We start from the raw sequence: 26,586 nt of genomic DNA on the forward strand, positions 1-26,586 counted from the left end.
TTTGCTTAAGATTGCGGCACTTAGCAACTTATTAGAGAATTAGGTAACATCTATTGCTAAAAATTCCGGGCAATTTTATTTCCACGCAAACGGTTTCGTCGGCGGGCAGGATTCTTTATAATGACGCCCGTTTTCCCCCTGGCGCATTCTTACAGCGTCATCGACGCGCTAAAGACGAGAGACTTATGATGGAAATTCTGCGTGGTTCGCCTGCACTGTCTGCATTCCGTATCAACAAACTGCTGGCACGCTTTCAGGCAGCCGCCCTCCCGGTAAGCAACATTTACGCTGAGTATGTCCATTTCGCTGACCTCAACGCTCCTCTAAATGCCGATGAACACGCCCAGCTCGGCCGCCTGCTGACCTACGGCCCGCGCCTGAGCAGCCACGCGCCTGCCGGCAAGCTGCTGCTGGTGACGCCGCGTCCGGGGACCATCTCTCCCTGGTCTTCAAAAGCAACGGATATCGCCCACAACTGCGGCCTGACGCAGATCGCCCGCCTTGAGCGCGGCGTCGCTTACTACGTTGAAGCGTCTACCCTAAGCGCTGAACAGTGGCAGGCGGTGGCCGCCGAGCTGTATGACCGCATGATGGAGACGACCTTTGACGCGCTGCAAGAGGCGGAGAAACTCTTTGCCCACCATCAGCCCGCGCCGGTAGAGAGCGTGGACATGCTGGAACAGGGACGTGCAGCGCTGGTAGAGGCTAACCAGCGTCTGGGTCTCGCGCTGGCGGAAGACGAAATTGATTACCTGTTCGATGCCTTCACCACCCTCGGGCGCAACCCGAACGACATCGAGCTGTACATGTTCGCCCAAGCGAACTCCGAGCACTGCCGACACAAGATCTTCAACGCCGACTGGGTAATCGACGGCGAGCAGCAGCCGAAGTCGCTGTTTAAAATGATCAAAAATACCTTTGAGAAAACCCCGGACCACGTGCTGTCGGCCTATAAAGACAACGCGGCGGTGATGGAAGGTTCAGAGGTTGGGCGCTTCTTCGCCGATAGCGAAGCAGGCCGTTACGATTTCCATCAGGAGCCTACCCATATCCTGATGAAGGTCGAAACCCACAACCACCCGACGGCGATCTCGCCATGGCCGGGCGCAGCAACCGGCTCCGGCGGTGAGATCCGTGACGAAGGCGCAACCGGACGCGGCGCGAAGCCGAAAGCGGGCCTGGTGGGCTTCTCCGTCTCTAACCTGCGTATTCCGGGCTTTGAGCAGCCGTGGGAAGAGGATTTCGGCAAGCCGGATCGTATCGTTACCGCGCTGGATATCATGACCGACGGTCCGCTGGGCGGCGCGGCGTTCAACAATGAATTTGGCCGTCCGGCGCTGACCGGCTACTTCCGTACCTACGAAGAGAAGGTCAACAGCCACAACGGCGAAGAGCTGCGCGGCTACCATAAGCCGATCATGCTGGCGGGCGGTATCGGTAACATCCGCGCCGATCACGTGCAGAAGGGTGAGATTACCGTTGGCGCGAAGCTGGTCGTGCTCGGCGGCCCGGCGATGAATATCGGTCTTGGCGGTGGGGCGGCTTCGTCCATGGCCTCCGGCCAGTCCGATGCCGATCTCGACTTTGCCTCGGTACAGCGTGATAACCCGGAGATGGAGCGCCGTTGCCAGGAGGTAATCGACCGCTGCTGGCAGCTGGGCGATGCCAACCCGATTCTGTTTATTCACGACGTTGGCGCAGGCGGTCTCTCTAACGCCATGCCGGAGCTGGTGAGCGACGGCGGCCGCGGCGGACGTTTCGATCTGCGCAGCATTCTGAGCGACGAGCCAGGCATGAGCCCGCTGGAGATCTGGTGTAACGAATCACAAGAGCGCTACGTGATGGCGGTGGCTGCCGATCAGATGGATCTCTTCGACGCCCTGTGCCGCCGTGAGCGCGCCCCGTATGCGGTGATCGGCGAAGCGACCGAAGAGCGTCACCTGAGCCTGACCGACAGCCACTTCGACAATCAGCCTATCGATCTGCCGCTGGACGTCCTGCTCGGTAAAACGCCGAAGATGACCCGCAACGTTGAGTCGCTGAAAGCCGCTGGTGATCTCTTCGACCCGCAGGGCATTACCGTGGCCGAAGCGGTTAACCGCGTGCTGCACCTGCCTGCGGTGGCGGAAAAAACCTTCCTGGTGACCATTGGCGACCGTACGGTCACCGGCATGGTCGCCCGGGATCAGATGGTTGGCCCGTGGCAGATCCCGGTGGCCAACTGCGCGGTAACCACTGCCAGCCTTGATAGCTACTACGGCGAAGCGATGTCCATCGGGGAGCGCTCTCCGGTGGCGCTGCTGGACTTTGCCGCCTCCGCCCGTCTGGCGGTAGGTGAAGCGCTGACCAACGTGGCCGCCACCCAGATTGGCGATATCAAACGCATCAAGCTCTCCGCGAACTGGATGGCCGCAGCGGGTCACCCGGGGGAAGATGCCGGCCTCTATGAGGCGGTGAAGGCGGTAGGTGAGGAGCTGTGTCCGGCCCTCGGCCTGACCATCCCGGTGGGTAAAGACTCGATGTCGATGAAAACCCGCTGGCAGGAGGGTAGCGAGCAGCGCGAGATGACCTCGCCGCTGTCGCTGGTGATCACCGCGTTTGCCCGCGTTGAGGACGTGCGCCACACCGTGACGCCGCAGCTCTCTACCGACGATAACGCCCTGCTGCTGATTGACCTTGGCAAGGGCCACAACGCGCTGGGCGCGACGGCACTGGCCCAGGTTTATCGCCAGCTGGGTGATAAACCGGCCGACGTGCGCGACGTGCATCAGCTGAAGGGCTTCTACGACGCCATGCAGGCGCTGGTGGCGGCGCGTAAGCTGCTGGCCTACCACGACCGCTCAGACGGCGGCCTGCTGGTGACCCTCGCCGAGATGGCCTTTACCGGCCACTGCGGGATCGAGGCCGATATCGCCGCCCTGGGCAGCGACCGTCTGGCGGCGCTGTTTAACGAAGAGCTGGGGGCAGTGATCCAGGTGCGCGCCGAAGATCGTGAGGCGGTGGAGAACATCCTCAGCGCCCATGGCCTGGCCGACTGCGTACACTACCTGGGCCACGCCGTTGCGGGCGATCGCTTCGTAATTACCGCTAACGACCAGGCGGTGTTCAGCGAAAGCCGCACCACGCTGCGTATGTGGTGGGCAGAGACCACCTGGCAGATGCAGCGCCTGCGTGATAACCCGGCCTGTGCCGATCAGGAGCATAACGCCAAGGCGCAGGATAACGATCCGGGCCTCAACGTGACGCTCTCCTTCGACATCAATGAAGACGTGGCTGCGCCCTATATTGCCACCGGCGCACGGCCAAAAGTGGCCGTCCTGCGCGAACAGGGGGTTAACTCCCACGTTGAGATGGCAGCCGCCTTCCACCGTGCGGGCTTTGACGCCATTGACGTGCACATGAGCGACCTGCTGGCGGGCCGCACTACGCTTGAGAGCGCCCACGCGCTGGTGGCGTGCGGCGGCTTCTCCTACGGGGACGTGCTGGGTGCGGGTGAGGGCTGGGCGAAATCGATCCTCTTCAACGAGCGCGTACGCGACGAGTTCGAAACCTTCTTCCACCGTCCGCAGACCCTGGCCCTGGGCGTCTGTAACGGCTGCCAGATGATGTCCAATCTGCGCGAGCTGATCCCTGGCAGCGAGCTGTGGCCGCGCTTTGTGCGTAATGTCTCCGATCGCTTCGAGGCGCGCTTCAGCCTGGTTGAGGTCACGCAAAGCCCATCGCTGCTGCTGCAGGGTATGGTTGGCTCGATGATGCCTATCGCGGTTTCCCACGGGGAAGGCCTGGTTGAAGTGCGTGACGATGCGCACCTCGCCCAGCTGGAGAGCAAGGGACTGGTGGCGCTGCGCTACGTGGATAACTTCGGTAAGGTCACCGAGACCTATCCGGCCAACCCGAACGGCTCGCCGAACGGTATTACGGCGGTGACCAGCGAAAGCGGACGTGTCACCATCATGATGCCGCATCCGGAGCGCGTATTCCGTACCGTGGCGAACTCCTGGCACCCGGAAAACTGGGGCGAGGATAGCCCGTGGATGCGCATTTTCCGCAACGCCCGTAAGCAGCTGGGTTAAGAGCACAACGCCGCTGTCGCAAAATCCCGACAGCGGCAAAAATCGATGTCTCCATTTGGAGACATTTAATTTATTGATTTTAAATGCTTTATTTTTGAGGCTTGTTAGGTGTTGCTAATTAGCGACACTTTGCTTAAAAAGAGCGCAAAGATGATGCAGTTCACAAAATAATAAACAGCTATATAAACAGAAGGTTATGCATTAACAATATACATTGGCATAACTTGTGCATATAATAGCGCAGTGGCTCATTCACCTTCTTATGTCAGCCCCTTCGGGACGCGCTACATAAACCCTGGAATGACGCACAAACAGGTGCCTGCCGTCTCACTTCTGATCATAGCGCTGCTATTTCAGGCCCGAGGCGAAACGTCGAGTAAGGCACCGCCTATTTCATGATAATGCCGGGTTTTTACCCGGCTTTATTATTTTTAGCCTTCCCCCCTTGGTCATCCTCAGCTAGCATTCCGGTAAATCCTTTCTAACGAGAGTAACGCGTTGAAACGCTGGCCTGCATTTCCCCACTCCCTGCGACAGCTTGTCATTATGGCGTTTTTGTTGGTTCTGCTGCCGCTGCTGGTGCTGGCCTGGCAGGCGTGGCAAAGCCTGAACACGCTCAGCGCCCAGGCGGCGCGCACCAACCGAACCACGCTTATCGATGCCCGGCGCAGCGAGGCGATGACCAACGCGGCGCTGGAGATGGAACGCAGCTACCGGCAGTACTGCGTTCTTGACGATCCCACTCTGGCGCGGGTCTACCAGAGCCAGCGCAAACGCTACAGCGACATGCTTGATGCCCACGCTGACGTGCTGCCGGATGAGCGACTCTCCCAGGCGTTACGGGAGGATCTCAACGCCCTTGCCCAGCTGCAGTGCCACAACAGCGGCCCCACCCAGGCGGCCTCCACCAGCCTTGAAGCCTTCGCTGCCGCCAATACCGAGATGGTGCAAACTACCCGTAAAGTGGTGTTTAACCGCGGGCAGCAGCTTCAGCAGGAGATTGCCGCCCGCGGTCAGTTCTTTGGCTGGCAGGCGCTGCTGCTGTTTCTGGTCAGCCTGGTGCTGGTGCTGCTCTTTACCCGCATGATCATCGGCCCGGTGAAGGGGATTGAGCGAATGATCAACCGGCTTGGGGCAGGGCAGTCGTTGAACAGTCGGGTGGCCTTTAAGGGACCGCGCGAGCTGCGCTCCGTCGGCGAACGCATCATCTGGCTCAGCGAGCGGCTGGCGTGGCTGGAGTCTCAGCGCCATCAGTTTCTGCGCCATATCTCCCACGAGCTGAAAACTCCGCTGGCCAGCATGCGGGAGGGCACGGAGCTGCTGGCCGACGAGGTGGTGGGGCCACTCACGGCGGAGCAAAAAGAGGTGGTCGATATTCTGGACGGCAGTAGCCGTAACCTGCAAAAACTGATCGAGCAGCTGCTGGACTACAACCGCAAGCTGGCCGATGGGGCAGTAGAGCTGGAGACGGTAGCCATTACACCGCTGGTCGAGACGGTGATCTCCGCTCACAGTTTACCGGCACGGGCTAAAATGATGCATACGGAGGTCGCGCTGAAGGCGGAGAGCTGCCTGGCGGAGCCGGTGCTGTTACTGAGCGTGCTGGACAATCTCTACTCTAACGCGGTGCACTATGGCACTGAATCCGGTAACATTCTTATTCGTAGCTATCCGCACGGCACGCGCTTGCGTATAGAGGTCACCAATAGCGGTACACCTATTCCGCAGGCCGAGCGGGAGATGATTTTCGAACCTTTCTATCAAGGTAGCCACCAGCGAAAAGGCGCGGTAAAAGGCAGCGGGCTGGGTCTGAGCATCGCCAGGGACTGTATTCTGCGCATGCAGGGTGAACTGCAGCTGGTCACCAGCGATGAAGCGGGCGTCTGTTTTCGCATTGAGCTGCCGCTGGCTGGATCGGATAAAAGCTAAATGAATCTATATCAGGTAACTATGTCGCATATTTTGAGTCGCGTTGTGAAAATGATTTCGCAGCATTCCACGTTGCCTGTTGGCTTAACCTGCCTGCTGCTGGCGGGCTGCGCACCTGACGCCCCCCTTAAACCGGTGAATAAAGTTCAGCAAGAGAAGCTTCCCCAGCATCAGCTGGCCGATTTTCTGTCAACGCCCTGTGATAACGTCTGGTCGCTCACCGGGCAGGCCGTTGAGTCGAATCCGCTTTACTGGCTGCGCGGCATGGATTGCGCGGAACGCCTCTCGCCGGTAATGGCGCGTGCCGAAGCCAGGCGCTGGCCGGATGACACCTGGCAGTCTACCTTCAAGCGCGGCATTCTGCTGGCCAACGCCAAAATTACCCCGCTTGAGAGACGCGCCTTTACTACGCGGATGGACACCCTCAGCCCGCAGCTGCCAATGCAGGTGCGGACGCTATTCCAGGTGTGGCGCGACGGTCAGGCGACGCAGCTTCAGCTGGCAGAGGAGCGTTCGCGCTATGCCAAGCTTCAGGAGTCACGGGACAGCGATCTGGAGGCGTTACGTCAGCAGCAGCAGCATCTGCGCGAGGAGCTGGAGATCACCTCGCGTAAGCTGGAGAACTTAACTGACATTGAGCGGCGGCTCTCGACGCGCAAACCTGGCGGGGCGGAGCTCCCCGACAGCACCCGTCCGGCACAGCCGGATGCCCAACAGGAGGAGGTTAAGCCATGATGACGCCGCGTAAACCCGCCCATCTGCTGCTGGTGGATGACGATCCCGGCCTGCTGAAGCTGCTGGGCCTGCGCCTGACTAGCGAAGGCTATAGCGTAGTGACCGCCGAAAGCGGCCAGGAGGGGCTGCGCGTGCTGGCGCGGGAGAAGGTCGATCTGGTGATCAGCGACCTGCGGATGGACGAGATGGACGGCATGCAGCTGTTTGCCGAGATCCAGCGCGTCCAGCCGGGCATGCCGGTGATCATCCTCACCGCCCACGGCTCGATTCCCGACGCCGTTGCTGCCACCCAGCGCGGGGTATTTGGCTTTCTCACCAAGCCGGTGGACAAAGACGCGCTCTATAAAGCTATCGACGATGCCCTTGAGCATGCGGCCCCCGCCAGCGACGAGACGTGGCGGGAGAATATCATCACCCGTAGCCCGGTGATGCTGCGCCTGCTGGAGCAGGCGCACATGGTGGCCCAGTCCGACGTTAGCGTGCTGATCAGCGGCCAGAGCGGAACCGGCAAGGAGATCCTTGCCCAGGCGATCCACAACGCCAGCCCGCGCGGCAAAAATGCCTTTATTGCCATCAACTGCGGCGCGCTGCCAGAGCAGCTGCTGGAGTCGGAGCTGTTTGGTCACGCGCGCGGGGCGTTTACCGGTGCGGTCAGCAGCCGGGAAGGGCTGTTCCAGGCGGCAGAGGGCGGCACGCTGTTTCTCGATGAGATTGGCGATATGCCTATCCCACTTCAGGTCAAGCTGCTGCGCGTATTGCAGGAGCGCAAAGTACGTCCGCTGGGTAGCAATCGCGATATCGATATCAACGTGCGGATCATCTCTGCGACCCACCGCGATCTGCCAAAGGCCATGGAGCGGGGTGAATTTCGCGAGGATCTCTTCTACCGCCTGAACGTGGTCAGCCTGAAGATCCCGGCGCTGGTGGAGCGGGCAGAGGATATCCCCCTGCTGGCCAACCACCTGCTGCGCCAGTCGGCCAGCCGGCATAAGCCATTTGTGCGGGCCTTCTCTACCGACGCCATGAAGCGCCTGATGACCGCCTCATGGCCGGGCAACGTACGCCAGCTGGTGAACGTCATTGAGCAGTGCGTGGCGCTCACCTCCTCGCCGGTGATCAGCGATGCGCTGGTGGAGCAGGCGCTGGAGGGAGAGAACACCGCGCTGCCGACCTTTGCTGACGCCCGGAACCAGTTTGAGCTTAACTATCTGCGCAAGCTGTTGCAGATCACTAAGGGTAACGTCACCCACGCCGCGCGGATGGCCGGGCGTAACCGCACCGAGTTTTATAAGCTGCTTTCTCGTCACGAGCTGGACGCCAACGACTTTAAAGAGTAGGCCGCACACGCACGTGAAATATGGTAGTGTGAGCAATCGATTACGACGCTGCTGACAGGCAAAAGAATTAGGGGATCACCGTGAAAAAGATTGATGCGATTATTAAACCTTTCAAGCTCGATGATGTGCGTGAGGCGCTGGCTGAAGTCGGCATTACCGGGATGACCGTCACCGAGGTGAAAGGCTTTGGTCGCCAGAAGGGCCACACCGAGCTGTACCGTGGCGCGGAGTACATGGTGGATTTTCTGCCGAAGGTAAAAATTGAGATCGTGGTGACGGACGATATCGTCGATACCTGCGTGGATACCATTATCCGCACGGCGCAGACCGGGAAAATCGGCGACGGTAAAATTTTCGTTTTCGACGTGGCACGCGTAGTACGTATCCGTACCGGCGAAGAGGACGACGCGGCTATCTAAAGAGTCCGCAGGCTTACCCCAGCCCCCCTTTGCGCGGGCCGGGGTAAGCGAGATCTTAGAGAACCTTGTGCGGACCGAAACACTCGTAGTGGATGCGATCGGCATCAACCCCAAGCGCAATCAGCTGTTTCGCCGCAAACTGCATAAAGGCTACCGGGCCGCAGAGGTAACACTGCATCGCCGGGTCGCTAAACGCCCCCTCCAGCTTGCTTAAATCCATCAGCCCTTCGCTATTAAAGCGTGCTGCGCTGCGATCTGCCTCAGTGGGAATACGATACCAGGTGTGCGCCTGGAAGTGCGGCAGCTTACTGCCCAGGGCGGCAACCTCATCTTCAAAGGCGTGCACCTCGCCGCTCTCGGCTGCATGGTACCAGTTCACCTGGCCTTGATGCTGCGCGCTGGCGAGGGTATCCAGCATGGCCAGCATCGGGGTCTGACCCACGCCAGCGGAGATCAGCGTCACCGGAGCCTGCGCAGGCACGTCGAGGAAGAAGTCACCCGCCGGAGAAGCCAGCTGAACCACGTCGCCCACGCGCGCTTCGTCGTGCAGCCAGTTGGAAACCTGACCGCCTTGCTCACGCTTCACGGCGATACGATACCCTTTACCATCGGCCTTGCGGGTCAGGGAGTACTGGCGGATCTCCTGATGCGGGAAACCGTCCGGTTTCAGCCAGACGGCGAGATACTGGCCTGGGCGATACTCGGCCACCGGCTGGCCGTCGACCGGCTCGAATTCAATGCTGGTGATCAGCGCGCTGCGCGGCGTTTTCGCCACGATGCGGAAGGGGCGGGTGCCTTCCCAACCGCCGGGCTGGGTAGCGTGGGCTTTATACAGCTCGGCTTCGCGGTTGATGAACACGCCCGCCAGCACGCCGTAGGCTTTACCCCACGCCTCCAGCACCTCCTGACCCGGGCTATACAGCTCATCAAGGGTTGCCAGCAGATGTTCACCGACAATGTTGTACTGGTCAGGTTTGATCTGGAAGCTGGTGTGCTTCTGGGCGATCTTTTCTACCGCAGGCAGCAGCGCCGGGAGATTCTCAAGGTTACTGGCATAGGCAGCAATAGCGTTAAACAGCGCTTCACGCTGATCGCCGTTGCGCTGGTTGCTCATGTTGAAAATCTCTTTCAGCTCCGGATTATGCTTAAACATGCGATCATAGAAGTGCGCCGTTAGCTTTGGGCCGGTCTCAACAAGCAGGGGAATAGTGGATTTTACGGTTGCGATAGTTTGAGCATCAAGCATTGCCTTTTCCTTATTGATCATTTCTATAAGTTGTATTTTAAATGCATCTTATAAAAGTTCCCCTGCATTGTAAATGGTTAATAGCGTATTTAGGTTGCGTCGCGATGTCATGAAATATTTGCACGATATACCTGAAAAGAAATCGTGATTACAGGGGAGGATACTTATGGGACAAACCCTTGCGCCACGGGGAGCCAATCGTTTGCGTAAAAACCCATGTCAAGACCTGTTATCAGAAAATGGATCGGTTATACTGGTCGCCGGTGCCCCGAGGGCCATTGAAAATTACCGTTAGCTGAGTCAGGAGATGCGGATGTTAAAGCGTGAAATGAACATTGCCGATTATGATGCCGAGCTGTGGCAGGCGATGGAACAAGAGAAAGTACGTCAGGAAGAGCACATTGAGCTGATCGCCTCCGAAAACTACACCAGCCCGCGCGTTATGCAGGCACAGGGTTCTCAGCTGACCAACAAATATGCCGAAGGCTACCCGGGCAAACGCTACTACGGCGGCTGCGAATACGTCGACGTGGTTGAGCAGCTGGCTATCGACCGCGCCAAAGCGCTGTTTGGCGCAGACTACGCTAACGTTCAGCCGCACTCCGGCTCCCAGGCTAACTTCGCGGTCTACACTGCGCTGCTGCAACCGGGCGATACCGTTCTGGGTATGAACCTGGCGCAGGGCGGCCACCTGACTCACGGCTCCCCGGTTAACTTCTCCGGCAAGCTGTACAACATCATCCCTTATGGTATTGATGAGTCAGGTAAAATTGATTACGAAGACATGGCGAAGCAGGCTAAAGAGCACAAGCCGAAGATGATCATCGGTGGCTTCTCCGCTTACTCCGGCGTGGTTGACTGGGCAAAAATGCGTGAAATCGCAGACAGCATCGGTGCTTACCTGTTCGTTGATATGGCGCACGTTGCGGGTCTGATTGCCGCAGACGTCTACCCGAACCCGGTTCCGCACGCGCACGTTGTGACTACCACCACCCACAAAACCCTGGCGGGCCCACGCGGCGGTCTGATCCTGGCGAAAGGCGGTGATGAAGAGCTGTACAAAAAACTGAACTCCGCTGTCTTCCCAAGCGCGCAGGGCGGCCCGCTGATGCACGTTATCGCGGCAAAAGCGGTGGCACTGAAAGAAGCGATGGAGCCAGAGTTCAAGGTTTACCAGCAGCAGGTCGCGAAGAACGCCAAAGCGATGGTGGACGTGTTCCTGAACCGTGGCTACAAAGTGGTTTCTGGCGGTACTGAAAACCACCTGTTCCTGCTGGATCTGGTTGATAAGAACCTGACCGGTAAAGAAGCTGACGCTGCCCTGGGCCGCGCCAACATCACCGTGAACAAAAACAGCGTGCCAAACGATCCGAAGAGCCCGTTTGTGACGTCCGGTATCCGTATCGGTTCTCCGGCTGTGACTCGCCGCGGCTTTAAAGAAGCGGAAGTGAAAGAGCTGGCTGGCTGGATGTGCGACATTCTGGACAATATCAACGACGAAGCCGTCATTGAAAGCACCAAAAAGAGAGTGCTGGATATCTGCGCCCGCTTCCCGGTTTACGCATAATCCCGCTTTGTTATGAAAAAAGGCCGCTGATGCGGCCTTTTTTTCGTCAGGTAGTGCGCTAGCCTGTAGGCCCGGCAAGCATCGCGCCGCCGGGCGTATCATTGCTCGCTGCGCAGCGTAACGCCCACGTCGCCGCCGGGATGCACTGCCAGCAGGCTCTCTTTTGAATACCCACTCTCGCTCATCAGGCAGGCGCAGGCGGCATCAAAAATCGCCAGTGCCAGCACGATGGAGGTGGTTGCCAGCATGTTCAATGGATCGATCTCACGCTGCACGCCGGTAGAGATCACCAGCCGCGAGGCGTGAGCAATCGCCGAATCAGCATTTTCGGTCACGCTGACCAGTGGCACGCTGCGGGCCGCAAGCCCTGGCAGCAGGCGCGTCAGCTCATCGGAGTTCCCCCCGCGGGAGAGCATGATCATCAGGTCATCGGCGCGTAAAAAGCCCAGATCGCCGTGGGCCGCGTCGGTGGCGTTCAGGTAGATCGCTGGGCGCTCTACGCAGGCCAGCATATGGGCAATCTTACGCGCCGCGATGCCGGAGGTACCGACTCCCGTCACGACAATCTTGCCTTTGCAACCGCGCAGTTCGGCCAGCAGCGCCTCCCACTGCGGCTCGCTGAGGTGCTGACCGAGTCCAGCCAACGCCTCGCTATAGATATCCCAGGCGGCGGTTGCCTGCTGCCACGATGAGCTCATGCGCCCTCCTGCATCAGCTGGCGGTACTTCATGTGATCCTCATACATCGCGTGGAACACCTTGTACTTGCGGTCGTAGTACTGCTTGATCTTATTGGTCTGCGGCGTGACGGTCTTACCGATCCGGCTCATGGCCGACATCGCCTCCGGGAAGGTTTCGAACACGCCCGCCGCAAGCGTGCCCATCATCGCACCGCCGAGCAGCATGGCTTCACTCTCTTCCGGCAGCAGCATCGCGCAACCGGTAGCGTTAGCGTGCTCCTGCACAAAGATCGGGTTCTTGGTGCCGCCGCCGCTGGCCATAATGGTGTCGATGGTATAGCCAGTCTGATTCATAGTCTCAATAATGTGCCGGGTACCGAGGGCAATCGCCTGAATAGTTGCCAGATAGTGCAGGGCCATATCCTCCGGCGTACGGGAGAGCTTCAGACCGCTAATCACCCCGGTTAACGTCGGATTAGCGCGCGGTGAGCGGTTGCCGTGGAAGTAGGGCAGAATATGAATATCGCGGGTCAGGAAAGCGATATCCTCCGGCTCGCCGGCCATCTTGCGCAGCAGGGCGTTGAGTATTTCATAGATGGTCTGCCCCTGGGTTTTAGCCTGCGCCAGCAGGGTTTCGTAGCAGGGGTGAGACTGAATAATATGGTCGATCAGCGCCCCGGTCGCCGACTGGCCGCCTTCGTTAAGCCAGTAGTCAGGCAGCACCGCCGAGTAGTAAGGCCCCCAGACGCCGCCGATAAAGCGCGGCTGCTGGGAGATCGCCATATGACCCGTCGAGGTACCGCCAATCAGCGCCACGCGGCGATCGAAATCCGCTACTTCGCCAGAGACGCCGCTGGCTCCCAACGTGCCGAGGGTACCCGCATGGGCATCGATAATTGACACGCTCACCGCGGTGCCGGGGATCAGCCCCATCTCACTGGCGGCACGCTGCGTCAGGCCGTGGCCGAGCGGTTCGCCCATGGTTTTAACGTAGCGGCCAATTTTCTCCGCGTCGTGCTCAAGCAGATCCTCCAGCCCAATCTGGCGGAAGTAGCTGCCGTCCCACTTATCCTCGTGGCCCATGTAGGTCCATTTGCAGACCGTAGAGCAGAGCGAGCGTGTATCGTCATCCGTGGCGCGCCAGGTAAGGAAATCCGGCAGATCAAAATAGTAACCCGCGTTGGCCCAGGTATTCGGCATGTGCTGCTTCAGCCACAGCAGCTTCGGGGTCTGCATCTCCGGGGAGATAATTCCCCCGACGTAGTCCAGCACGCGATGGTGCAGGGCGTTGATGCGATCGGCCTGGGTAATGGCGCGGTGATCCATCCAGACGATAATATTTTGCTCGCTGCGCCCGGAGGGGCTGATCGTCAGCGGCTTACCCTCTTTATCCAGCACCACCAGCGAGCAGGTAGCGTCGAACCCCAGGCCTTTCACCTGAATGGGATTGATATCCGCCTGATTCATCGCATCGCGCACCGCGTTGCACACCATCTGCCAGATATTGTCGGAGGACTGCTCAACGAAATCAGCCTGCGGACGATACATTTCAATGGCCCGGCTGGCCTGGCTGACCATTCTGCCGTTAAGATCAAACACGCCCGCCCGGGCGCTCCCTGTGCCTACGTCCACACCAATGAAGTAACTCGCCATAATTTGTTCTCCTGACATCAGGCTTTACGATTCTGTAATGCGATAAAGAGGATCAGCACGGCACCCCACAGCGCCATGGTCAGATAGCTGCTGATCCCCAGCAGATTAAAGCCACTTTCCAGCATCTGCAGTACGACGAGAGCCAGCACCAGGCCGACAATGCGGCCAAATCCGCCGTCGGGGTTAATGCCGCCCAGCACCGAGGCGAGAATGGTCACCAGCAGATAGGATTCGCCGTAGCCAGCCTTTGCTGAGTTGAATTTCGCCATCATCAAAATGGCGGCGACCCAGCCGAGCAGGGCAGAGATGACATACACTGCAATCTGCACGCGGACGGTATTCACGCCGCTGTAGCGGGTGGCCTGCTCGTTAGAGCCCACCAGGTAGAGGCTGCGCCCGAGTGTGGTGTGCTCCAACAGAACCCACAGCAGCACCGCCACCAATAAGAAGAGCAGCAGCGCCACGGGGATGCCCACCACGGTGGCATTGCCCAGGAACTGGATCGCTGCCGGGAAGCCGGAGATCACCGTCCCGTTAGAGAGCAGTATATTGAGGCCGGAGATCAGCGTCATGGTGCCGAGCGTAGCGAGGATAGGCGATACCCCCACCCAGGCGATCAGCGCTCCGTTCAGCGTGCCGATCGCTACCGCTACCGCCGCCCCGGCTAGCAGGGCCAGCGCCAGAAATAGCGGATTATCCGGATGGCTGACGATCACCGCCGCCATCACCAGCGAGCAGGCGTTAGCGCCAGCGATAATCGACAGGTTAATGCCGCCGGTGAGCATGGTGATGCCCATTCCCAGCGCCAGCATACCGAGGATCGGCAGCTGCGAGGTGATGGACTGGAAGTTAGCAACGCTGAAGAAGCGGCTGCCCAGCAGCGCCGAGAAGACCACGGCAACGACGATAATGATCACGCACTGCAGGCGGATGATGGCATCACCGGGTAAGAGTCGTGCGATTGCTTTCATCTTAAAGCTCCCTTGCGAGTTTGCGTTTTTCATTCCACGCCGTGGCGCTGATGCTGACCAGGATAATGACGCCGCTGAATACGGTGTGCCAGTAAGAGGAGACGCTCAGCAGCGTCAGGCCGTTTTGCAGAAACGCCAGCAGCACAACCCCCAGCAGCGTGCCGGTTAAGGTGCCGCGTCCACCGCTCATGCTGGTTCCGCCCAGCACTACCGCCGCCAGCACCGTCAGCTCATAACCGAGCAGCGAGTTGGGGGCAACGGACTGGGTGATCTGCGCCTGCACCACGGCGGCGACCCCGGCGAGAATGCCCATGTAGCCGTAGACGTAGAAGTGCAGCTTCACGAGATTCAGCCCCAGACGTGAGGCCGCGTCGCGGTTGCCACCCATGGCGTAAATCTGGCGACCGAGGCGGGTAAAGTTCATCAGTACGGCGGTAAAGAGAATGACCGCCGCCAGGCAGAGCAGGGGCAGGGTCAGGCCGTAGTCGTAGCCGTCGGCGGCGGTAAACGACAGCCAGTTGATGCCGTTCATAAACCAGTCCGGGAAGCCATACAGCCAGGTGCCTTTGGTGGCGTAAACCAGCAGGCCGTAGTAGACGTTAAGCGTCGCGATGGTGATGATAATCGCCGGGACCCGCAGCCAGTAGACCAGGAAACCATTGATCAGCCCGAGCAGCAGCCCGACGGCCATCGCGATAGCCAGCGCGAGGGCAAAGTTGCCGCCGTGGCCGATCACCCAGCTTGCCATCGCATACTGGGCAATGGCGGTCATGGCCGGGAAGGAGATATCGATCCCGCCGGAGATCAGCACCACGAACAGGCCACAGGCGAGGATCCCGAGGATTGCGTAGCTGGTGGCGACGTCCGTCAGGTTACCCAGCGAGAAAAACTCGTCGGTGCTGATGCTCAGCCCGACCGCCAGCGCTACCACCAGCAGCCCAAGCCAGAACTCATGTTGCCCGACCAGGCGGGAAAGTCTGTTATTCATGGATCACCTCAACCACTTCAGCAATCTCCTGTTCCGTACAGCGATGCGGATTAAACTCTGCGACCAGCTTGCCGCGGCGCATAACCAGCACGCGGTGGCTGTTGTAATAGGCTTCCGGGATCTCATCGCAGATCATCAGCACCGCCATGCCCTGTTCTGCCAGGTCGCGGGCGATCTGGTAGATACCCTCTTTGTTGGCGATATCCACCCCAACGGTGGGGGAGTCGAGGATCAGGATACGCGGATCCGTCGCTACCCATTTCGCAATGGCGATCCGCTGAGCGTTACCGCCGGAGAGCGTTTTCACCGGCAGATGCGGATCGGAAACTTTGATATTCAAGTTGCGGATCAGATCGGCCACTAGCTTTTTCGCCTTGCCGTGATCCAGCAGGCCGCCGCGCGAATGCAGCTTGTCGAATACCGTGACGATGGTGTTGTCGTAGATCGACTGCTCCATGATCAGCCCCTGGGTCAGGCGATCCTCTGAGACGTAGCCGATCCCGTGCTTAATGGCGTCATGGTTATTGCGCAGGGTGACCGGCTTGCCGTTGATGCGCATCTCTCCGCTCTCCGGGTGGGTCATACCGAACAGGCTCAGACACAGCTCGGTGCGCCCGGCACCCAGCAGGCCAACGATGGAGACAATCTCACCGCTGCGCAGCGACAGGTTGATATTCTGGTATTTTCCCCGGCGGCTTAAGTTACGCAGCTCCAGCATCGGCTCCTGCTCGGCAGACGGTTTTTCCGGCAGCGGGCTGTAGTGGAAGCGCTGGCCGGTCATCAGGAACGCCAGTTCGTGGCTGTCGAGTTGGCTCGCCGGATACGTCCCCACCAGCTTGCCGTCGCGCATGACGCTGATGCGATCCGCCACTTCCATCACTTCGTCGAGGCGGTGGCTGACGAATACCACGCAGATCCCGGCGGCTTTCAATTCGTTGACTACCCGTAGCAGGCCGTTTACCTCCTGGCGGGTGAGGGAGGCGGTTGGCTCATCCATAATCACCAGCCGGGCATCGGCGGCGATAGCGCGACAAATCGCCACCAGCTGACGGTCGGCAATAGAGAGTTTCTCGACCTTTTTATCGGGATCGATGCTGACGCCGATCCGCTGCATTGCCGCCAGCGCCTGCTTGCGCATCGCGCCGCGCCGCACCCAAACGTCTCCGCCCGGCAGATAGCGGTTAACGGCTATGTTTTCGGCCACGCTGAAGTTAGGAAACAGGGAGAGATCCTGGTAGATAACCTGAATGCCGTAGTGGGCAGAGAGCTGTGGCGTCAGATGGTGGAACAGTTTGCCGTCGAGCTGGATCTGCGCCCCTTTTTCCGGGTGATAGACGCCGGAGATCACTTTAATAATGGTGCTCTTACCGCAGCCGTTCTGCCCTGCCAGACAGTGAACTTCACCTTTCTGTAGCGTCAGGTTCACGTTATCCAGCGCCAGCACGCCCGGGAATTGCTTGCTGATATTCTCAAGAGTGATAAATGCGGTGGTGTCGGCCATGGACAATACCCCTGCGAGCGCCCGTTTGGGCGCTTAAGTCGTTTTGTTCGAGTGTGCCGGCCAGACGGCCGGCGTTGAGGTTCCCTGGTGTAGGCGGAGAGCCTTAGAAACCGAGCGACTGTGCGTTATCTTTAGTGACTTCGAGGATCTTGTTAAAGCGGATCACTTTCTTCTCCATGTCGACATCGGCTTTCCCTAAACCGTCGATGGTCAGATCGGACGTGACTTCTTTACCCTTCAGCAGCTGGTCGGCAACGGTCACCAGCGCATAGCCTGCATCTTTCGGATCCCACAGCAGCGCTTTCTTGATATCGCCGCGCATCAGATAAGGTGCAGCCTGGGCTGGCATGGCGATACCCACCACGGCCACTTTCTCTTTTGCCCGTTTCTTCTGCACCGCCTGGCCAGCACCGATAGGGCCGAGGGAGCCGAAGCCGATCACCCCTTTCATCTGCGGATAGGTTTTCATCAGGTCCAGAGTCGTGGAGTAGGACTTGTCGATGCTCTCGGCTACCGGCAGGCGCGAGGTCACCTCAAACATATCCGGGTATTTCTCTTTCTGATATTTAATGGCGTAATCGGCCCAGGCGTTATGCAGCGGCACCGTCAGGGAGCCAACGTAGATGGCGTAGCCGCCTTTGCCGCCCATATCTTTTGCCAGCTCATCGACGTTGGCCTGCGCATACTTCTCGCTGTCGATGGTTTCAATATCCCACTGACCAATCTGCTGATCCGGTGACTCATGGGTCAGCACCACGATGCCTTTATCGCGGGCTTTTTTCAGCACAGGCTCCAGCACTTTAGCGTCGTTCGGTACCACGATAATGGCGTTAACGTTTTTGGCGATCAGATCCTCAATCACCTTCACCTGCTGGGCCGGATCCGGCGTTGAAGGGCCGGTCTGGTAGGCGTTAACGTCGAGCTTTTTCGCCGCCTCGTTGACGCCGGTTTCCATACGGTTAAACCACGGAATGCCGGTCACCTTGGCGACCACGGCAATTTCATACTTCTCCGCTGCAACCGACGTACCGGACACCATGCATGCAGAAATCAGGGCTGCGCTGAGCAATGCGAGTTTGAATTTCATAGTTCTACCTTTTTTAGGGACCGAGGCATGTCACGAGGGGAAGATTAGCAATGAAGGGAAGGGGAAACGTATCGCAGAAATTTGAAGTGTGATCTGCGCACGAAAATGTAAATACAAGGATAATTTTAGGTTAAAATAAGGTTAAATATCAATAATGACATTACGTTATAAGTGGTTATTAATGTTAAAAAATGCTTAATTAATAACTTATATGTAACATTTTATTATCATTTAACGTAACTCAGGCTCGGTTTCGCGTCGTTTTACCCTTTCCCAGCGTGTATCAAGTTGCAAATATGTGAACTGAATCGAGACAAGCAAATTCACGCTTTGGCAACCCGTCTCGCTGTTTAGGGTTTGCTTGCACCTGCAGGGTTTTAACGCCAGACTAACGCCTTCAAAACGGGAGGGATTCATGGTTTTGCATTCTACGCGCTGGCTGGCGCTGAGCTACTTTACCTACTTTTTCAGCTACGGCATCTTTTTACCTTTCTGGAGCGTTTGGCTCAAGGGCACCGGCCTGACGCCGGAAACCATCGGCCTGCTGCTCGGCGCAGGGCTGGTCGCTCGCTTTCTTGGCAGCCTGATTATTGCCCCTCGGGTCACCGATCCCTCCCGGCTGGTGTTCGCCCTGCGTGTACTGGCTCTCCTGACGCTGCTGTTTGCCCTGGCCTTTTGGGCTGGAAACCACGTTGGCTGGCTGATGGCGATCATCATCGGCTTTAACCTGTTCTTCTCGCCGCTGGTGCCGCTCACCGACGCGCTGGCCAACACCTGGCAAAAGCAGATCGTCATGGACTATGGCCGGGTGCGCCTGTGGGGATCGGTCGCCTTTGTGATCGGCTCGGCGCTAACCGGCAAGCTGGTGAGCCTCTTCGACTACCGGGCGATCCTGGCGATGCTTACCCTGGGGAGTGTCTCCATGCTGCTCGGGATGCTGCTGCGTCCGTCGGTGATGCCGCTTGGGGAGCGCCGGGCGCAGGCCGCCGCCGGCTGGCCCGCATGGCGCAGCCTGATACGTCAGAACGGGCGCTTTCTTGCCTGCGTCTCGCTGCTGCAGGGGGCGCACGCCGCCTACTACGGCTTCAGCGCCATCTACTGGCAGGAGGCGGGCTACTCCGCCTCAACGGTGGGCTATCTCTGGTCGCTGGGCGTTGTTGCGGAGGTGATAATCTTCGCCCTGAGCAATCGCCTGTTCCGCCGCTGGAGCGCCCGGGATCTGCTCCTGCTGTCGGCGGTGTGCGGCGTAGTGCGCTGGACGCTGATGGGCTGGACCACGGCGCTGCCGTGGCTGCTGGTGGTGCAGGTGCTGCACTGTGGAACCTTTACCGTCTGCCACCTGGCGGCGATGCGCTATATTGCCGCCCGCCAGGGGAGCGAGGTGATCCGCCTGCAGGCCGTCTACTCGGCGGTGGCGATGGGGGGTAGCATCGCGGTCATGACCATCTTTGCTGGCTTCCTGTTCCAGCATCTGCACCAGGGCGTATTCTGGGTGATGGCGCTGGTCGCGCTGCCCGCGCTGTTTGTTCGGCCCGGCGTTACCGCCCGGGCTTAAGACTCCAGCATGTCGCGAATGTGTCGCTGCTGCTGCTCGCTCAGGGTCATCACCGCATGGATCAGCGGGGCGGAGAAGAGCGGCAGCGGCGTCACGTAAGGGGTCACTATCAGGGCGGCCTCGCGCGGGGCTCCCTCTTGCTGGAAGGTGGCGAGCGGCAGATACTTGATATTCAGCGGCAGCAGCGTCAGCTCACGCAGCTGCTCTTCAATGGCCCGCTCCCGCTCCGGCGCGTCGTCGGTGAGCAGGACCACCTGCTTCTCGTGCAGATCGCTCTCCTGCATCAGCCATGCGCCAAAGATCACTGCCACCAGTCCCGCCTCCTCATGGGTAAAGCACAGGTTATACTCCTCTTCGAAACAGAGCAGCGCCTCGCGGGTGGTACGCATCAGCCGGGGATAGAGCAGATTAATCTCCTCCGTCAGGCTGGTGTCGATTCCGATGCCAAACAGGCTACGGTTCAGCGCCTGCGCCAGGTGAATATAGAGCTGATCGGTCAGCCCCTGCTCATCGCTAAAGTCCATCCCGGAGAGGGTGCGAAAGCGTTCGATGGTGCGGTGAATAGCTTCCCGCAGCCGGGTATCCTGCTGGTGGCTGTCGCGGATCGGATCCGGCGTGCGCAGCAGCATAAACAGCACCGCCAGAAAGAGATGCTCGCTCACGTGTGGGATCGGAACGACCCGGCGCTGCCAGTGGCGAATGATCTCATGGGCGACCAGATACTCCGCCCGCGCCTCGGCCCAGGCCTGCTGCAAGGGGGCGAACGCGGGCGTAAAGCCAAGCTGGTGCGCAAGCAGGCAATATTGTAGATAGAGGCGGAGGAACTGAATATCCCGCTGCTCAAACTGCCGTTCAAGGCGACGGGAGCAGAGATTAATCAGGGCATGCAGGTTAGTATCGTCATACAATGTTCTGGCGATACCCTGCTGCTTAAGCGCATTTTTTAGCGCCGGGGTAAAGTGAGCGCTAACAAAGTTGGGGCAGAGACGAATGGCGCGCTTGAGCCAGTGGATGAGGCAGAGACGCTGGTCAAGGGCCGCGCCCTCGATGCGGTAGCTGCCGTCCTGCTGCGCGGTAATGTTCAGCCGATGGTAGCGCTGGATCTCATGACCCGTATCGGCAATATCTTGCCGGGTAATTGTGCCGTCCACGTTGTTCAGCTTGCCGAGTATATCTGGTGTCACCGTTTGTCCTGGCAGGGCGAGCATTAGGAGTACATGACAGCGGCGTTGTGAACTGGAGAGCACAGATGGCGGTATCGTTACGGTTGTCATCTGCTGGATTCCAGTTAGGGGTTTCGATAAGAATAGCTAAAGGATACGGCGGCGAAAGCCCCGCTGTCGGGCTTTCCCTCAGGAATGCCGGGGGGCGTCACAGAATTTTTCTCGTAAGGAACACATGCAAACAGTTAAACCGTACGCTGGCGCGCTGGTTTTCGCGTTTTTATCGCTTCCCGCGCTGGCGCATCCCCATAGCTTTATTCGTCTGCAAACCGAGCCGGTTGTGGCGAAGGGGCAGCTCGTTGCTCTCGATATGCGCTGGACGATGGATGAGATCACTTCAGCCGATCTGCTCTATGACGCTGGCGACGCTAAGCCGGAATCGCCGGTATGGAAAAAGCTGGCGGCAGAGGTGATGGCCAACGTGCTGGGGCAGCACTACTTTACCGAGGTCTGGCATAACGGGCAGCGGGTTAAGTTTCTTAATCGGCCCACGCACTACGGCATGTCGCGGGTCGATCACCAGGCCGTGCTGACCTTTACCCTGCCGCTGGCCACGCCGCAGCCGCTGGCCGGGCAGCGCTACACCTTTTCCACCTTCGATCCCACCTACTATGTCGATATGACCTACCAGAGCGAGCGCGACATTACGCTCTCTGCCGATCTGCAAAAACATTGCCAGGCAGAGCTGCACACGCCGACGCCGGGGGAGGAGACTCTGGCCTTCGCGCAGTCGCTGGATAAAGAGGATGCGCCGCCGGAGGATATGGATCTCGGCAAGCAGTTTGCCCAGACCGTGACTCTGGAGTGCAAGGCATGATGCTAAGTTCAGTAAGAGGCGCGCCCCGCTGGCGTGCGCTCTGGCCGCTGGCCCTGCTGCTGCTCTGTGCAGTGGTGGGTGGGATTCAGCTGTGGCACGCCTGGCCCCGGATCATGCTGGAGAGCGCGGGCTGGCAGCGGGAAGTTAACCAGCAGATGAGCGCCCTGTTAAAAGGCGTGGCGGCGGATCCGAGCCGGGCGGGTGGGGCGCTGCTGCTGTTTAGCTTTCTTTATGGAGTGCTACACGCCCTTGGGCCGGGCCACGGTAAAGTGGTGATAACCACCTGGCTCGCCACCCATCCGTCAAAACTGAGGTCGAGCATAGGCCTGACCCTCGCCTCGTCGCTGCTGCAGGGGCTGGTAGCCATTGTGCTGGTGGTTGTGGTTCTGACCCTGCTCCAGCTGCCTGCCCGTCAGCTGCATGTGAGCAGCTACTGGTTAGAGAAGGGGAGCTATGCTCTGGTGGGCGTGCTGGGACTCCTGCTCTGCTGGCGGGCGCTGAATAAGCTGCGTCTGCTCTTGCGCAGGCCGAAGTTTACCGCTTTTACCCCACACCATGTGCACGATGCCCACTGCGGCTGCGGGCATCAGCATCTGCCCACGCCGGAGCAGCTCACGCGCGGCGATGACTGGCGCGCCCGACTGATGATTATTCTGTCGATGGGGATGCGACCCTGTTCCGGGGCGATCATGGTCCTGCTGTTTAGTAAAGTTATCGGGGTGTTTAGCTGGGGAATGGCATCGGCCATGGCGATGGCGGCAGGCACTTCGCTGACCATCTCTTCTCTGGCGCTGCTGGTGCATAGCTTTCGGCGGTTGGCGGTCAAACTCGGCGGCACTAAAACGCCGGTGCTGTGGCAGCAGGTAGGCTGGTCAACGCTGGCTTTGGCTGGAGGCGTGATTCTGGTAACGGCGGCGGTGGTGATGTGGCTCAGTGCAGTGCCGGTGGGCAGGGGATTGAGGCCGTTTTAAATCGCCGGATAAGCGAAGCGCTCATCCGGCGTTAGCGATGCTTAACGCTTCAGCGCTTCACTCAGCTCGTCACGCATGTTCGCCAGCATGGCTTTCACTACGCGCGGGTTACCGGCGACGATGTTACCGCTCATCATGTAGTTGTGGTTACCGGTGAAGTCACACACCAGGCCACCTGCTTCACGAACCAGCAGCTCCCCTGCGGCAAAATCCCACGGCTTCAGGCCGATCTCAAAGAAACCGTCTACGCGACCAGCGGCAACGTAGGCCAGATCCAGCGCGGCAGAGCCGGTGCGGCGGAAGTCAGCGCACTCGGTGAAGAGTTTACCCACGATCTTGATGTAGGTCGGGGCATGCTGTTTGGCTTTGAACGGGAAACCGGTCGCCAGGATGGTGCCATCCAGATCGCGAGCGGTGCCGCCACGCAGGCGGTAGCCGTTGAGCTGTGCGCCCTGGCCACGGGTAGCGGTGAAGAGTTCGTTACGCATTGGATCGTAAACCACGGCAACTTCGGTACGGCCTTTAATACGCACAGCGATTGAGACCGAGAAGTGGGGCAGACGTTTGATAAAGTTGGTGGTGCCATCCAGTGGATCGATAACCCATTGCACATCCTGATCTTCGCCTGCGTGTTCACCGGACTCTTCGGTGATAATGGTATGTTGCGGGTAAGATTTGCGGATAGTGTCGATAATCATAGCCTCGGCGGCTTTATCAACGTTAGTTACGAAATCATTGCTGCCTTTCTGGTTGGTTTCAACAGAGTCGGGCGTTTCGTAGTGTTTGGCAATTACATTACCCGCCTTGCGCGCTGCGCGCACGGCGATGGTCAGCATTGGATGCATCGGTATCTCTCACTGGATGTTAAAGAACGGGGGTGAAAACGGCGCAGAGTATACCAGCGAGTTCGGATTATGTCTTTGCTTTATGCTAATATGCGCAAATATTCTTAAGACGCTGAAAAACTATGCTGCAAAATATACGAATCGTGCTGGTTGAAACCTCTCACACCGGCAACATGGGCTCCGTTGCCCGCGCCATGAAAACCATGGGCTTAACAAACCTTTGGCTGGTTAACCCGCTGGTGAAGCCGGACTCCCAGGCCATCGCCCTGGCCGCCGGGGCTAGCGACGTCATCGGTAATGCACAGATTGTCGACACCCTCGACGACGCGCTGGCGGGCTGCAGCCTGGTGGTGGGCACCAGCGCGCGCTCCCGTACGCTGCCGTGGCCAATGCTGGATCCGCGCGAGTGCGGACTGAAGAGCGTTAGCGAAGGGCAGCACGCGCCGGTCGCGCTGGTATTTGGCCGCGAGCGCGTGGGCCTGACCAACGAAGAGTTGCAGAAGTGCCACTACCACGTTGCTATTGCTGCGAACCCGGAGTACAGCTCGCTGAACCTGGCCATGGCGGTACAGGTCATCGCCTATGAAGTCCGCATGGCCTGGCTGGCGGCGCAGGAAGCCGACGCTGAACCGGCAGAGGAAGAGACGCCTTATCCGCTGGTAGACGACCTTGAGCGCTTCTACGGCCACCTTGAACAGACTCTGCTGGCGACCGGTTTTATCCGCCCCGATCATCCGGGACAGGTAATGAACAAGCTGCGTCGACTGTTTACCCGCGCACGTCCGGAGAGCCAGGAGCTGAACATCCTGCGCGGTATTCTGGCGTCGATTGAGCAGAAGAGTAAAGAGTAATAAAACGGCACAAAACGCCTAATACCTGACTAAAACAGTCAAGTAAATAGTTGACCATTTTAGTCGGGAATGTCACACTTGCGCCTGCTATGTAACAGACCATTTATAACTGTTTTTATAACTATCTATATAACGACAACCCCGGGCAGGGGCGAGTTTGAGGTTAAGTAAGACATGAGACTGACATCTAAAGGGCGTTATGCCGTTACTGCAATGCTGGACGTTGCGCTCAACTCTGAATCGGGCCCGGTGCCGTTGGCTGATATCTCCGAGCGTCAGGGAATCTCCCTCTCTTATCTGGAGCAGCTCTTCTCCCGCCTGCGTAAAAATGGCCTGGTCGCCAGCGTGCGCGGTCCGGGCGGCGGTTATCTGTTAGGTAAAGATGCCAACAGCATCGCCGTTGGCGAAGTGATCAGCGCCGTTGACGAATCGGTAGACGCCACCCGCTGTCAGGGTAAAGGCGGCTGCCAGGGCGGCGATAAGTGCCTGACCCACGCGCTGTGGCGCGACCTGAGCGATCGTCTGACCGGCTTCCTGAACAATATCACCCTCGGTGAACTGGTCAATAACCAGGAAGTGATGGACGTTGCCGATCGCCAGCACAGCCAGGAAACACAGCGCACCACCCGCGCGCAGGACGCCATTAACGTCAAACTGCGCGCCTAATTTACCCGTCCTGTTTCGGGGCGCTGCTGCGTTGGCTGCGCTTGTTCACCCCAAGTCACTTACTCATGTAAGCTCCTGGGGATTCACAAGCTTGCCGCCTTGCCGCACCGCAAAACAGTTAGGGTAAAAAACTATAAAAGATTTATGAACCAGGCCGGAGCGCCACGCTCCGCCACGTCGGCCGTACATCCAGCCGGTTGCCTGGTTCCTTGCATTGAAGCGATGTACGGAGTCTATAGAGCAATGAAATTACCGATCTATCTCGACTACTCCGCAACTACGCCGGTGGATCCGCGTGTTGCCGAGAAAATGATGCAGTGTCTGACCCTGGACGGAAACTTTGGTAACCCAGCTTCCCGTTCACACCGTTTTGGCTGGCATGCTGAAGAGGCGGTAGATATCGCCCGTAATCAGATTGCCGAGCTGGTTGGCGCTGATCCGCGTGAAATTGTTTTCACCTCCGGTGCAACCGAATCTGACAACCTGGCGATCAAAGGTGCTGCCAACTTCTACCAGAAAAAAGGCAAGCACATCATCACCAGCAAAACCGAACACAAAGCCGTGCTGGATACCTGCCGTCAGCTGGAGCGTGAAGGGTTTGACGTGACCTATCTCGCGCCGCAGAGCAACGGCATTATCGACCTGAAAGAGCTGGAAGCCGCCATGCGCGACGACACCATTCTGGTCTCCATCATGCACGTGAACAACGAAATCGGCGTTGTGCAGGATATCGCGACCATCGGTGAACTCTGCCGTGCGCGCGGCATCATCTACCACGTTGATGCAACCCAGAGCGTGGGCAAGCTGCCTATCGATCTGAGCCAGCTGAAAGTTGACCTGATGTCCTTCTCCGGCCACAAAATCTACGGTCCGAAAGGGATTGGCGCGCTGTACGTGCGTCGTAAACCGCGTATCCGCATTGAAGCACAGATGCACGGTGGCGGTCACGAGCGCGGCATGCGTTCCGGCACGCTGCCTGTGCACCAGATCGTTGGCATGGGTGAAGCCTACCGCATCGCCAAAGAAGAGATGGACACCGAGATGGCACGCCTGCGTACGCTGCGTAACCGTCTGTGGGACGGCGTGAAAGATATGGAAGAAGTGTATCTGAACGGCGATCTTGAGCAGGGCGTACCGAACATCCTCAACGTCAGCTTTAACTACGTTGAAGGCGAGTCGCTGATCATGGCGCTGAAGGATCTCGCGGTCTCTTCTGGTTCCGCCTGTACCTCTGCAAGCCTTGAGCCATCCTACGTGCTGCGCGCGCTGGGCATGACTGACGAGCTGGCACACAGCTCTATTCGTTTCTCTTTAGGTCGTTTCACTACCGAAGAAGAGATTGACTACACCATCAATCTGGTTCGCAACTCCATTGGCCGTCTGCGCGACCTCTCTCCGCTGTGGGAGATGTTCAAACAGGGCGTGGATCTGAACAGCATTGAATGGTCTCATCATTAATCGGTAGCGGTATCA

21 protein-coding genes are annotated in these 26,586 nt (G+C 58.8%); 12 read left to right on the top strand and 9 right to left on the bottom strand.

Translation table 11 applies throughout. The features are described 5' to 3' along the window. Positions 1–185: 185 nt before the first annotated feature. The 5 genes from purL (at position 186) to glnB (ending at position 8,493) form a co-directional block, all read left to right on the top strand. Entirely contained in the window at positions 186–4,073 is a 3,888-nt protein-coding gene (purL, locus tag WFN61_RS09455; RefSeq protein WP_312282957.1) for a phosphoribosylformylglycinamidine synthase, read from the top strand. A 498-nt stretch (positions 4,074–4,571) separates the two neighbouring features. Beyond that, positions 4,572–6,002 (top strand): two component system sensor histidine kinase QseE/GlrK, encoded by a 1,431-nt coding sequence (qseE, locus tag WFN61_RS09460; protein ID WP_312282956.1) that lies wholly within the window; start codon positions 4,572–4,574, stop codon positions 6,000–6,002. Further along, a complete protein-coding gene (qseG, locus tag WFN61_RS09465) occupies positions 6,003–6,737 on the top strand; it encodes a two-component system QseEF-associated lipoprotein QseG (RefSeq protein ID WP_257758236.1) in 735 nt (244 codons plus the stop codon). It begins immediately after the preceding gene. Next, on the top strand, positions 6,737–8,074 hold the full coding sequence (gene glrR / locus WFN61_RS09470) for a two-component system response regulator GlrR (protein WP_144818248.1): 1,338 nt from the start codon (positions 6,737–6,739) through the stop codon (positions 8,072–8,074). Before qseG ends, glrR begins: the two co-directional genes overlap by 1 nt. Positions 8,075–8,154: 80 nt before the next feature. Continuing rightward, positions 8,155–8,493: a nitrogen regulatory protein P-II gene (gene glnB, locus WFN61_RS09475; protein ID WP_002438074.1), complete on the top strand. Its 339-nt coding sequence runs from the start codon at positions 8,155–8,157 to the stop codon at positions 8,491–8,493. A gap of 55 nt (positions 8,494–8,548) precedes the next feature. On the opposite strand, the gene hmpA is transcribed toward glnB, so the two are convergent. Further along, entirely contained in the window at positions 8,549–9,739 is a 1,191-nt protein-coding gene (gene hmpA, locus WFN61_RS09480; RefSeq protein ID WP_257758235.1) for an NO-inducible flavohemoprotein, read from the bottom strand. Between the two features lie 313 nt (positions 9,740–10,052). Here hmpA and glyA point away from each other — a divergent pair, with 313 nt between their 5' ends. Continuing rightward, on the top strand, positions 10,053–11,306 hold the full coding sequence (glyA, locus tag WFN61_RS09485; protein ID WP_144818136.1) for a serine hydroxymethyltransferase: 1,254 nt from the start codon (positions 10,053–10,055) through the stop codon (positions 11,304–11,306). Between the two features lie 98 nt (positions 11,307–11,404). Here the strand turns inward: glyA and WFN61_RS09490 are convergent, their stop codons facing one another. From WFN61_RS09490 to WFN61_RS09515, 6 genes are all read right to left on the bottom strand, one after another. Further along, complete coding sequence (locus WFN61_RS09490) at positions 11,405–12,004, bottom strand: SIS domain-containing protein (protein WP_337038587.1); 600 nt, start codon at positions 12,002–12,004, stop codon at positions 11,405–11,407. Then, the gene (locus tag WFN61_RS09495; protein WP_144818138.1) at positions 12,001–13,638 is read right to left on the bottom strand and encodes an FGGY-family carbohydrate kinase; all 1,638 of its coding nucleotides are present in this window, start codon (positions 13,636–13,638) and stop codon (positions 12,001–12,003) included. Before WFN61_RS09495 ends, WFN61_RS09490 begins: the two co-directional genes overlap by 4 nt. A gap of 17 nt (positions 13,639–13,655) precedes the next feature. After that, complete coding sequence (locus WFN61_RS09500; protein ID WP_103818843.1) at positions 13,656–14,609, bottom strand: ABC transporter permease; 954 nt, start codon at positions 14,607–14,609, stop codon at positions 13,656–13,658. Position 14,610: 1 nt separating this feature from the next. Further along, the gene (locus WFN61_RS09505) at positions 14,611–15,597 is read right to left on the bottom strand and encodes an ABC transporter permease (RefSeq protein WP_144818140.1); all 987 of its coding nucleotides are present in this window, start codon (positions 15,595–15,597) and stop codon (positions 14,611–14,613) included. After that, complete coding sequence (locus tag WFN61_RS09510; RefSeq protein WP_257758231.1) at positions 15,590–17,098, bottom strand: sugar ABC transporter ATP-binding protein; 1,509 nt, start codon at positions 17,096–17,098, stop codon at positions 15,590–15,592. The genes WFN61_RS09505 and WFN61_RS09510 overlap by 8 nt, the downstream gene beginning before the upstream one ends. A gap of 103 nt (positions 17,099–17,201) precedes the next feature. Further along, positions 17,202–18,185 (bottom strand): autoinducer 2 ABC transporter substrate-binding protein, encoded by a 984-nt coding sequence (locus tag WFN61_RS09515; RefSeq protein ID WP_042389020.1) that lies wholly within the window; start codon positions 18,183–18,185, stop codon positions 17,202–17,204. 415 nt (positions 18,186–18,600) lie between these two features. On the opposite strand from WFN61_RS09515, the gene WFN61_RS09520 reads away from it, so the two are divergent. Next, positions 18,601–19,740: a 3-phenylpropionate MFS transporter gene (locus tag WFN61_RS09520; RefSeq protein WP_144818142.1), complete on the top strand. Its 1,140-nt coding sequence runs from the start codon at positions 18,601–18,603 to the stop codon at positions 19,738–19,740. Here the strand turns inward: WFN61_RS09520 and csiE are convergent. Continuing rightward, positions 19,737–21,014 carry a stationary phase inducible protein CsiE gene (csiE, locus tag WFN61_RS09525; protein WP_144818143.1) on the bottom strand — a complete coding sequence of 426 codons (1,278 nt, stop codon included), beginning with the start codon at positions 21,012–21,014 and terminating at the stop codon, positions 19,737–19,739. The genes WFN61_RS09520 and csiE overlap by 4 nt on opposite strands. A 124-nt stretch (positions 21,015–21,138) precedes the next feature. Between csiE and WFN61_RS09530 the strand changes: the two genes are divergently transcribed. Together WFN61_RS09530 and WFN61_RS09535 are read left to right on the top strand one after the other, a co-directional pair. Further along, a complete protein-coding gene (locus WFN61_RS09530; RefSeq protein WP_312177596.1) occupies positions 21,139–21,780 on the top strand; it encodes a DUF1007 family protein in 642 nt (213 codons plus the stop codon). Next, on the top strand, positions 21,777–22,751 hold the full coding sequence (locus WFN61_RS09535) for a nickel/cobalt transporter (RefSeq protein WP_312928211.1): 975 nt from the start codon (positions 21,777–21,779) through the stop codon (positions 22,749–22,751). The genes WFN61_RS09530 and WFN61_RS09535 overlap by 4 nt, the downstream gene beginning before the upstream one ends. 41 nt (positions 22,752–22,792) lie before the next feature. Here the strand turns inward: WFN61_RS09535 and suhB are convergent, their stop codons facing one another. Then, positions 22,793–23,596 (bottom strand): inositol-1-monophosphatase, encoded by an 804-nt coding sequence (gene suhB / locus WFN61_RS09540; RefSeq protein ID WP_144818146.1) that lies wholly within the window; start codon positions 23,594–23,596, stop codon positions 22,793–22,795. 122 nt (positions 23,597–23,718) lie between these two features. On the opposite strand from suhB, the gene trmJ reads away from it, so the two are divergent. The 3 genes from trmJ to WFN61_RS09555 all read left to right on the top strand — a co-directional run bounded on the left by trmJ (position 23,719) and on the right by WFN61_RS09555 (position 26,571). Next, complete coding sequence (gene trmJ, locus WFN61_RS09545; protein WP_144818147.1) at positions 23,719–24,447, top strand: tRNA (cytosine(32)/uridine(32)-2'-O)-methyltransferase TrmJ; 729 nt, start codon at positions 23,719–23,721, stop codon at positions 24,445–24,447. Between the two features lie 174 nt (positions 24,448–24,621). Continuing rightward, on the top strand, positions 24,622–25,113 hold the full coding sequence (gene iscR / locus WFN61_RS09550) for a Fe-S cluster assembly transcriptional regulator IscR (RefSeq protein ID WP_144818148.1): 492 nt from the start codon (positions 24,622–24,624) through the stop codon (positions 25,111–25,113). 243 nt (positions 25,114–25,356) lie between these two features. Then, positions 25,357–26,571: an IscS subfamily cysteine desulfurase gene (locus WFN61_RS09555; RefSeq protein ID WP_144818149.1), complete on the top strand. Its 1,215-nt coding sequence runs from the start codon at positions 25,357–25,359 to the stop codon at positions 26,569–26,571. The last annotated feature ends 15 nt before the right edge of the window (positions 26,572–26,586 follow it).

The organism is Pseudescherichia sp. AS216, from assembly GCF_037152055.1.
Classification (GTDB): Bacteria; Pseudomonadota; Gammaproteobacteria; order Enterobacterales; family Enterobacteriaceae; genus Pseudescherichia.